At 36.9% G+C, this 9,484-nt stretch carries 10 protein-coding genes and 1 riboswitch; of the genes, 1 reads left to right on the forward strand and 9 read right to left on the reverse strand.

All coding sequences use genetic code 11. From position 1 onward, the window contains the following. Positions 1-74: 74 nt before the first annotated feature. The 8 genes from V7068_RS02305 to V7068_RS02340 all read right to left on the reverse strand — a co-directional run bounded on the left by V7068_RS02305 (position 75) and on the right by V7068_RS02340 (position 7,844). Positions 75-1,352 (reverse strand): Glu/Leu/Phe/Val family dehydrogenase, encoded by a 1,278-nt coding sequence (locus V7068_RS02305; protein WP_252290504.1) that lies wholly within the window; start codon positions 1,350-1,352, stop codon positions 75-77. Between the two features lie 409 nt (positions 1,353-1,761). Beyond that, complete coding sequence (locus V7068_RS02310) at positions 1,762-2,340, reverse strand: adaptor protein MecA (protein ID WP_499710810.1); 579 nt, start codon at positions 2,338-2,340, stop codon at positions 1,762-1,764. 128 nt (positions 2,341-2,468) lie between these two features. After that, complete coding sequence (locus tag V7068_RS02315; protein WP_499710811.1) at positions 2,469-3,305, reverse strand: metallophosphoesterase; 837 nt, start codon at positions 3,303-3,305, stop codon at positions 2,469-2,471. 79 nt (positions 3,306-3,384) lie between these two features. Further along, positions 3,385-3,843: a YpbF family protein gene (locus V7068_RS02320; RefSeq protein WP_252290510.1), complete on the reverse strand. Its 459-nt coding sequence runs from the start codon at positions 3,841-3,843 to the stop codon at positions 3,385-3,387. Between the two features lie 131 nt (positions 3,844-3,974). Continuing rightward, a complete protein-coding gene (locus tag V7068_RS02325) occupies positions 3,975-4,703 on the reverse strand; it encodes a LysM peptidoglycan-binding domain-containing protein (RefSeq protein ID WP_499710813.1) in 729 nt (242 codons plus the stop codon). Beyond that, on the reverse strand, positions 4,700-5,290 hold the full coding sequence (locus tag V7068_RS02330) for a CPBP family intramembrane glutamic endopeptidase (protein WP_499710815.1): 591 nt from the start codon (positions 5,288-5,290) through the stop codon (positions 4,700-4,702). Before V7068_RS02330 ends, V7068_RS02325 begins: the two co-directional genes overlap by 4 nt. Further along, entirely contained in the window at positions 5,287-6,795 is a 1,509-nt protein-coding gene (locus V7068_RS02335) for a RecQ family ATP-dependent DNA helicase (RefSeq protein WP_499710816.1), read from the reverse strand. Before V7068_RS02335 ends, V7068_RS02330 begins: the two co-directional genes overlap by 4 nt. Then, positions 6,792-7,844 (reverse strand): YpbB family protein, encoded by a 1,053-nt coding sequence (locus V7068_RS02340; RefSeq protein ID WP_499710818.1) that lies wholly within the window; start codon positions 7,842-7,844, stop codon positions 6,792-6,794. Before V7068_RS02340 ends, V7068_RS02335 begins: the two co-directional genes overlap by 4 nt. A 278-nt stretch (positions 7,845-8,122) precedes the next feature. On the opposite strand from V7068_RS02340, the gene V7068_RS02345 reads away from it, so the two are divergent. Further along, on the forward strand, positions 8,123-8,371 hold the full coding sequence (locus tag V7068_RS02345; protein WP_119115376.1) for a ferredoxin: 249 nt from the start codon (positions 8,123-8,125) through the stop codon (positions 8,369-8,371). Positions 8,372-8,548: 177 nt separating this feature from the next. Here the strand turns inward: V7068_RS02345 and V7068_RS02350 are convergent, their stop codons facing one another. After that, positions 8,549-9,121, reverse strand: a complete 573-nt coding sequence (locus tag V7068_RS02350; RefSeq protein ID WP_499710819.1) for an ECF transporter S component — start codon at positions 9,119-9,121, stop codon at positions 8,549-8,551. Between the two features lie 167 nt (positions 9,122-9,288). After that, positions 9,289-9,425, reverse strand: a riboswitch (FMN riboswitch). Positions 9,426-9,484: the final 59 nt, after the last annotated feature.

Consider the following 9,484-nt stretch of genomic DNA (forward strand, 5'->3'; position numbering starts at 1 on the left):
TTGCCATATATTTTAAGTGCATAAAAAAACTTCTATCAAGTTAATGATAGAAGTTTTTTCTCTTCTTTTCAATGTTAAATCCAGCCGCGGAAGCGAGATGCTTCTGCCATTTTTCTCACACCAATCATATACGCAGCTAAACGCATATCTACGCGACGAGATTGTGCTAAATTATAAATATTATCGAACGATTTCACAAGAATTTTTTCCAGCTTTTCATCGACTTCCTCTTCGCTCCAGTAGTAACCTTGATTATTTTGAACCCACTCAAAATAAGAAACGGTTACGCCACCAGCGGAAGCTAGTACATCCGGTACAAGAAGGATGTTACGATTTGTTAAAATTTGTGTAGCTTCAATCGTTGTCGGACCATTTGCTGCCTCTACAACAATTTTGGCTTTAATATTGTTTGCATTTTCTTCTGTGATTTGATTTTCAATCGCTGCTGGTACTAAAATATCACAATCCAATTCAAGCAGTTCTTGATTTGTAATTGTATTTTTAAACAGCTTTGTTACCGTTCCAAAGCTATCTCTACGATCTAATAAGTAATCGATATCCAAACCTTCCGGGTCGTACAAAGCACCGTAAGCATCTGAAATTCCAACTACTTTTGCCCCCGCATCGTGCATGAATTTAGCTAAAAAACTGCCAGCGTTTCCAAAACCTTGAATAACGACACGAGCCCCTTTGATATCGATATTACATTTTTTAGCCGCCTCGTTAATACAAATGGTCACGCCTTTGGCTGTTGCCGATTCACGCCCGTGAGAACCACCAAGTACAAGCGGTTTTCCTGTAATAAAGCCCGGAGAATTAAACTCATCCATTCGACTATATTCATCCATCATCCATGCCATAATTTGCGAATTTGTAAACACATCTGGGGCTGGAATATCCTTTGTAGGACCAACGATTTGGCTAATCGCCCGCACATATCCTCGACTCAATTTTTCTAACTCACGGAATGACATATTGCGTGGATCACACACAATTCCGCCTTTCCCGCCTCCGTAAGGAAGATCGACAATGCCACATTTCAAGCTCATCCAAATCGACAGCGCTTTTACTTCACGCTCTGTTACGTTTGGGTGAAAACGAATTCCACCTTTTGTTGGTCCAACAGCATCATTATGTTGCGCACGATAACCTGTAAACACTTTTACAGAACCATCATCCATACGCACAGGTATTTTCACCGTTAATAAACGCAATGGTTCTTTTAATAACTCATACACCTCTTCAGGATATCCGAGCTTTTCTAACGCTTTATGTATAATGGTTTGAGTTGATCTTAACACGTCATTTTTTTCTTCATCATGTTGAGGGTCATTCCCTTTTGTAGACACCATTTATGTACCTCCTACTTCATCATATAATACGGCACTCATGTGATAGTATACACCTTCCATATATTTATGCAAAGGTTAAAAAACAGAATCAAAATGTTTCGTAATTTAAAAAAAATAACGAAAACTTTCCAACTAAAATTCCTTCTAACCGCAAAAGACTCACAGATGGGTAACTCTATTCTACAATCACTAAAAGAGTGATAAAATAAAACGTCACTCAGTGAGGATTTCCCCTTATTTCCTGCACTGAGTGTTCATCCCGTTCTACAAGTCGCGGCTCACTAATCCTTCGTTTGTTTTTTCGATTTTGAAGCCGCGGACTTAACTTGCCGTTACTTTGTGATGAAATTGTAATCTTATACTATATAGTAATTAGATTACACAAATTTATGCAAGGGAACTCTTTTTTCTATAAGTGAAAATAAGAAGTGAGCACTTCAATCGCTTCTTTTTCCAGAATACACGCTCCATATTCCCCCATTCGATATAGTGTCAATGTAGACGCATATCCGTACTCTGCAGCCAATGAAATCACTTTATGATAGATTTCCTCTGACACATTTTCGATTAATAAATAATAACGTTCATTATAAACATATAGCGTACTCAAGAATACACCTTGATTTAGCAGCTGATGACTTAACTGGATAACGTCTTCAAACTCATCAAAAGCATATAAAATATGGGGAGACTCATCAAACTTCACTTGTAGATTGACAAAGTCTTCTTCCTCTGCAAAGTCTTCTTCCTCCTCTTTTGTTACAATAATAATTAATCCTTGTGCAGGCAGTGAAAATATTTCAATAGCAATCGATCCGCTCATTATAAAATTTAAACTTTCACATGCTTCTTCTACCATAGCTTGAAAAAGCTTATGCACCTTAAGGGAATTTCCTACAATCTCTTCTTTTGTTATGCCCCGATCCATTAAATCATCGAGAGTTAAAAAGATTTTAATTTTATTATTTGTAAGCCTCTCCGACTTCATAAAAAATGCCCCCTGGTTACCATCTTCATACATCATATGAAGATCGATAATCAAGGTGCATAAACAGTGTTCTATAACAAAACCTTATCAAAAACGATTATTCATGCCTGAATTGTTAAAACATCGCTCTAAAATTGTACTTCCTTCTTTTCACCAATGCTCGTATGATGTCCCCTTTTTAACGTAAACAAATGAGTTTCAGGCTTTGCCGTAAGTCGCATCGGAATAGTGCTTGTCCCATACCCATTGCTCGTTACATATACACAGTTATTAAACATTTCCGTATCGCCTAGCTTATAAGGTCCATATCCAAAGAAACGAACTTGCCCACCATGCGTATGACCAGAAAGAACAAGACTAATCCTATGTTCCTCCTGCACCTGAACTTTCACTTTCGGATTATGGCTCACTAAAATTCGAAAGGCGTCTTTGACATTGCGGGCATCTGCTAACGCCATATCTAAACGATCTCGTTCCACCGTTATATCCTCAATGCCAAGCAATGTCATTTTCTCTCCTTGTTTTGCTTCCAAATGTACAGCCGTATTCGCCAAAATCGTAACTCCGTATTGTAATAGTCGCGCATCCAGTTCATGAACATCGACTTCATAATCATTATTTCCCCATACAAAATAAAGAGGGGCCCCTATATTTTTTAATTTTGCTAAGTTTTGTTCAACATGAGCAAAAGGTACAGTACGCTCTGTTAAGTCTCCTCCAATAATCACAAGATCCACCTGCTGTTGCACCTTAGCAATAATTTGGTCTGAAATAATTCGTTTATGTACATCTGAAATAAAAAAAATCCGTACATCTCCAAAATGTTTAGGCAAGTTAGAGAAATATAAATCTTGATATACAATCCGCTCTAACTGAGCTGTTCGGTACATATAAAACGAAAGCACTGTTAGCGCAATTATAAGCACAATCAAAACAATGATGATAAACACCACAATATACTGCATGTTTTACCCTTCTTTCTTCTACAAAAACTGCCTGTATCTATCTAACCATATTTGTAAGCAGAATGCGAAATGTTCAGACTTATTTATTCTCATGATAAAGATTAATATCATAATTTTTCTTCATCATTTCAAATACCTTATGACGATTTTTCCATTCAGATTCTTTTTCCCATAACATTTTACTTTTATTAATAATTTCACAACGTAATAGTTGATATTCCTTCTCTGCTTTCTCCATTTTATTTTTTACCATCGTTAAATATCCGAACAACCCCATTGTAATCAGAAGAAAGAAAACGTGATTAGACTGATTAACAAAAGCTGAGAACATGGCGAAAAAAGAATAAGAATAAGGCGCCATTACATAGACATATAAATATAGGATAAAAACAACAGTGACACTAATTGTACCCCATAAAATCATTTGATGTTTTTGTTGTAACGCTTCAAACTTCTTCTTTCGCTCAACTACATGTTGCAGCATTTGTTTCGTCGCTTGATCTGTATGTTCATCTAACATAATGATAGCTGGTTCCACCCGTAAGCGCCTCCTTGTTCAATGAATTCAGAACGGCATAAAAAACACTCACCCCATTATATGTACAAGTACGACATCCTATGATACCAACGCAAAAAACATCCTGAAATAACTTTCAGAATGTTTACTGCTTATTTCTTTAGTGGAATTTTTAATTTCTGTCCAACCCATATATTATTTCCGTTTAAATTGTTCCATTTTTGAATTAACGGAATCCCTTCTTTCGATTTATAATAGGTCATTGAAATACTGAATACCGTTTCCTGCGGTTGAACTGTATGATATACAACTTTATACGATTCTTCTTTTTTCGGCTGTTCTTCTTTAGCATCTGTTGACTTTTCTTTTGCTTCCTGCTCTTTCTCTTTTACAGTTGTTGATTTTTCTTCTTTTTCTGATTTTTCTTCTTTTTCGGTGTCTGTTCCCGCTTGTTTGTCATTCTCTTTTTTTACCGAAGCCTGTTTCTCTTCTTCATCATTACTTTTGTTCTCTTGTTTTTTCGATTCTTGCGTTTTCTCCTCTTGATCCTCTTTTGTTTCAGCCGTTGCCATCGTCGGAATATTTTGTTTCAGTTCATCATCATCCGCCTGTTCCACAACCTCTGTAGCACCTGTTGGTTCCTTCGGTTCATTTTGAGCCGTCTTTTGGTCCGGATTTTGAAGATAATAGTATGCAGTAAGAAATCCAATTGGAAGTAAAATGAAAAATAAGGCTAACAGCTGAATAACAGGGATTTTAACTCTCATTTTACTTCTTTTCTTTTTCTTCTGGTGTACCGATTTTCGAGTCGGAAGAGGTGTCAATCTCTGAGCAGGTTCAGTATGTATATCTAGTTCCTTTGGTTTTCTTTCTGCACTCATGTAAGGCACCCCTTTCTATTCTTTTTCTTAATAATTAAGCCAAGAAGCATATCAATAACAAAATGAGCCATAATAACTACCCACAAATTCCTAGTCTCGTCATATAACCAACCGAGACCAAAGCTCAGCATCATAACATTCACAAATAGATACCAATTAAATAAATATCGATAATGGACAACAGCAAAAATGATACTTGTCCAAACTAACCCAATATGTGTTTGTAAAACTCCGCGAAACAGCACTTCTTCACAAAAGGCGATTAGAAATGTGACTACAATAATCATTGGGGAGGAGAGACTAGAAAAGATTCTTTCATTAATCCCTCCATCATCATGAAAGCGGGCTGGTGTGACTTTCATCATAAACAAATCATACAGGACGACGAGAATTCCTATGGGTAGACCAATTGTTATAATACGAATATCACCGAGATGAAACAAGTCGAAAAAAGCAGAATACTCTCTAAATAAAATAATACCTAAAAAAAACGAAATCGTTAAGAGAATAATTTGCGTCAAAAGCAAATTATAAAGTAATTCCTTATCAGAAAGTTGGTTAATAAGTTCAGCTTGTTTATTTTTCATTCCTTTGTTCCTTTAATGGATAAAATAGAAGCTAACTCCCTTTTCCAATAAAAAGAGTCCGCTTGTTGTCGTTCAACAATATGAGGCCATCGTTCCATGACTTGCTCAATCGACATGCCGCAGCAATCGCAGCAAACCGGATTGTCAACAGCCTGATTCTCTTCGAAATACTGTACAATCCCTAGGCGTCGACAAGTTGAGTCTCTAACCCATTGCAATAACTGCTCCAGCTTCTGCGCATGCCTGCTTTTTCGCGTATAACAATACTGTTTAAACAACTCAATCGGCTTCGCTACATCCTGCTTTGTTGCCAAAAACTGAGCAATCATTCGAAACTGAACTTCATTTAAAGAAAATTGGTGACACAGTTGCTCCTGCATAGGCTTTAATATGTCCATCATGCCCTCGCCACTTTTCAAAAGCACTGCATGTATACCTTCTACTTGTGCATCTGTCGGAAGCTGTTGCTCCATCAAATGTAATGGCAGTCCCTCATCTCCGTCACTATATAGCAAAACAGCAGCACTTTGTTCTCCATCACGACCTGCCCTTCCAATTTCTTGTATATACGATTCCATTGTCGCCGGCAAATGAAAATGGATGACAAACCGTATATCTGGTTTATTAACTCCCATTCCAAAAGCACTTGTTGCACAAATTATCTGCAATTGACCCGTAATAAATTGTTGCTGTATGAGCATTCTTTGATCTGGTTCCATTCCTCCGTGATAATAAGCAATTCGATTGACTCCTTGATTGTGCAAATATTCACTTACCGACTCTGCTGCCTTCTTAGAAGAAAAATAAATAATGCCACTGCCTGAAAACTGTTGAACAAGCTGTACCAACCGTTCTAACTTCTCCTCATAACGAGACAGCTTCTCTACAAACAGTGCAATATTATGCCGATCAACAGTCGAAACGATTTGTTTCATATCCTTTATCCCAAGCTTTTCAATAATATCCTTTCGAACTTCTTCTGTTGCTGTAGCTGTCAAAGCGAGCGTTAACGGTTCCCCCAGCTTTTGTCGAGCTTCTCCTAAGTTTAAATAATCCGGTCTAAAATCATAGCCCCATTGCGAAATACAATGTGCCTCATCAATAACAAATAACCCGATTTCAATTTGTTGAATCGCCCTGATTACATAATCTAACGCCAGCATTTCAGGTGATATAAAAATAAATCGAAACGAAGATAATTGACTAAGTGCCTCCTTCTTTTGCTGAAGGGTTAAAAAAGAGTTAAATGTTAATACCCTTTTCTCGCCTCTCACTTTGAGCTGTTCCGCTTGATCTTGCATTAAAGATAATAACGGCGAGACAATTAATGTCGGTTTCTTTAAGGCATAAGTAGGTAATTGATAGCATAAAGATTTACCTGTACCCGTTGGCAGCATGGCCAATAGATGTTGTCCTGCTAATAAGGAAGAAATCACTTCCTTCTGCCCTGGCCGAAATTCAGTAAACCCAAAGTAGTGTTCCAGCATTTCTTCCAAAGAATTCACAATTCGTCACCCGCTTTCGCTAATACAAGCCGAATTTGAAAAAAGCTAATAGCTTCATCTGCTAACGATTGCCTAATAGCCTTTAGCTGTTTTGTTTGAAGTTTCTTCATTACCTGCAGTATCTTCTCTTCCACAGCACTCGTTACATATTCATGAATCGGAAATTGTTTATCCAATAATACAATTTCAACGAGATGGTCTTCAATTGTATTAACCTTCAAACGACGAATGTTCGCAATTTCAGTTAGCGTTCGACCTGCTTGAATAAACTGTAGCGTCGTTTGTGTGGACTGCGTTAAACGGGACTGCTGTAAATCCCCTATAAGAGAAGATAAAAGGCGATATTGGGTAAATGTTTTCTCTATTTCATAAAGCATCCAGTGCAGGGATTCTAGAAATACATAACGCACATACCACTCCTCAAGCTGCATCGTTTTTGAAATTTGGTCAAAAGTCTGTCCTACCCGATTTATCCCTGTTAATTTTCTAACAAAGATTGTTTGATGCCTATCACTTTGTCTCTCCAATAAATCGGTTAACTCTTCATACAAATGTTGAGCCATCAACTCTCGATTTTGACGATTCTTTTGTAAAAATTGTTTTACGGATTGTTGAATTTTAGTATGGCGTTGAATCGGATAAAACTTGGTTTCATTGTGAACAATATGGGAGAGCGTTTGAATTAACAAATTCAATCTGCCCCAAAAAACAGGAGCCACATTTTGATACTTCCATCCATTTAATCGAGTTGGGATTGGTTCACATTGAGCAAGCTCTTCCTCTCCACTTTGTGTAATAATAAAAACATCTGAGTTTTCCTTAGCTGTGATCCAACCATGTTCAACAAGATTTTGGATGGTATCAACCAGCTGTTTTCGAGTAAAGTGAGGAATTGTTCCAAAAACATTAGTCAAACGAAATAAATGAGCATCTTGAATAGTTTGTGAAGATTTTTTTCCTTGCAACATATGATAAATAGCATAAATGGATCGCTCACCTTGAAATTTTTTGATTGTATGGAGGATGATAACTTGCAAATAATTTGCCAAATGTACACTCACACCCTTTGTTTTCCCTAATGATGCTTTCATTGTAACAAAGATGGAGATAAAGTGTATTTCTAATCCTCAAAATAAGACAAATTTTGTTCTTTTTTAGCAAATAAAAAATACATGATATTTCATTTGTTGGTTATTCGTATACTATGAGGAATTTTTTAGCTAGATTTCCTATTGAAAAATGCGGAATTCAGCCGTACAATAGGAATAAGGTGAAACTATGTGAATAAATAACTCATGTTATTATCCAATTAGGAGGAGTTTTATATATGGCAAAATTTACAATCGTCGATAAAGATACATGCATCGCATGTGGCGCATGCGGCGCAGCTGCCCCAGATATTTATGATTATGATGATGAAGGCATTGCTTTCGTAACTTTAGATGATAACCAAGGAACAGCTGAAGTTCCAGATGTTTTACTAGATGATATGATGGATGCATTTGAAGGCTGCCCAACAGATTCTATTAAAGTGGCTGACGAAGCATTTGACGGCGATGCACTAAAATTCGAATAAACGAACAGGCCATTTCCCTACACAGAAATGGCTTTTTTAACTTTGCTAATCGAACGATTGGAGATTCACTTCATGCAAAACTATCGTTCCCATCCATCTTTTAGCATATCCTTACCCCATACTATTTAGTCAAATTAGGCAAAAAAAAATCGAACGGTAAACGTTCGATTTTTTTCTTCATATATTTTTATATAAGGCTTGTTTATTAAGCCACGTTTGCATTTTAGCAAAAATCAACATAAACACAACTGTAATCAATATACCTTTTATAAGGTTAAATGGCAAAATAGCAGTCGTGACAAATGTTCGAGCCTCTGGACCAGACATCGCCTCTGCTCCTAAGAAAAATGTATAGGCAGGTAAGAAGATATAATAATTTAAAACACTCATCAACACAGCCATTGAAATCGTTCCAGCAAATAAGCCAAAAGTCATTCCTCTTACAGAACGAATTTTTTTATATACATAGTAGGTTGGTAAAACAAATAAAATCCCTGCTGTAAAGTTCGCAATATGTCCGACTGGAATCGCTGTTAAACTTCCTGTCATAATCGCATCTAACAAGTTTTTAACAAACTCTACTAGTATTCCTGCTCCAGGACCAAAGATTATCGCAGCAATTAAAGCGGGAATATCACTAAAATCCACATTCAAAAAAACTGGGAACCCGGGAAACGGAAAGTTCAGGAGCATCAAAACATAAGAGACGCTCGTAAGCATTGCTAAAGTCACTAACTTTTGTACCTTCATCATTCTCTCTCCTTCTTTTTCTAATCTACTCCGAAAAAGAGGACAAGTTCTGTTAAACGGTTTGTGTCCAATAAAAAACCCTTTAATTCCGATGAAATTAAAGGGAGAAATTAAAGGATTCGACAAACACACGCTCAATATATCATTTTTTGAACGTCTACAAGAACCTCCATCTTCTCCCATCCAGACTATACTGTCGGCTTTGGAATCTCACCAAATCCTGCCTTAACCAAGGCTCGCGGGCTGAGAAGGAATCTCCTTCATCACCGCCGGTGGGGAATCACACCCCGCCCCGAAGATAGACCTATAAAATTATTATACTACTATGCATTTATTATATCTGTTTTTTCTTTATTTGAATAG

The sequence above is a fragment of the Bacillus sp. JJ634 genome (genome assembly GCF_036962285.1).
Lineage (GTDB): Bacteria > Bacillota > Bacilli > Bacillales > DSM-1321 > Peribacillus > Peribacillus asahii_A.

Bases quoted from the DNA above. Each gene is read 5' to 3' on its own strand.
- V7068_RS02330 (WP_499710815.1), bottom strand. From the start codon at position 5,290: ATGAAAAATAAACAAGCTGAACTTATTAACCAACTTTCTGATAAGGAA.
- V7068_RS02325 (WP_499710813.1), bottom strand. From the start codon at position 4,703: ATGAGTGCAGAAAGAAAACCAAAGGAACTAGATATACATACTGAACCT.
- V7068_RS02315 (WP_499710811.1), bottom strand. From the start codon at position 3,305: ATGCAGTATATTGTGGTGTTTATCATCATTGTTTTGATTGTGCTTATA.
- V7068_RS02310 (WP_499710810.1), bottom strand. From the start codon at position 2,340: ATGAAGTCGGAGAGGCTTACAAATAATAAAATTAAAATCTTTTTAACT.
- V7068_RS02305 (WP_252290504.1), bottom strand. From the start codon at position 1,352: ATGGTGTCTACAAAAGGGAATGACCCTCAACATGATGAAGAAAAAAAT.
- V7068_RS02350 (WP_499710819.1), bottom strand. From the start codon at position 9,121: ATGAAGGTACAAAAGTTAGTGACTTTAGCAATGCTTACGAGCGTCTCT.
- V7068_RS02345 (WP_119115376.1), top strand. From the start codon at position 8,123: ATGGCAAAATTTACAATCGTCGATAAAGATACATGCATCGCATGTGGC.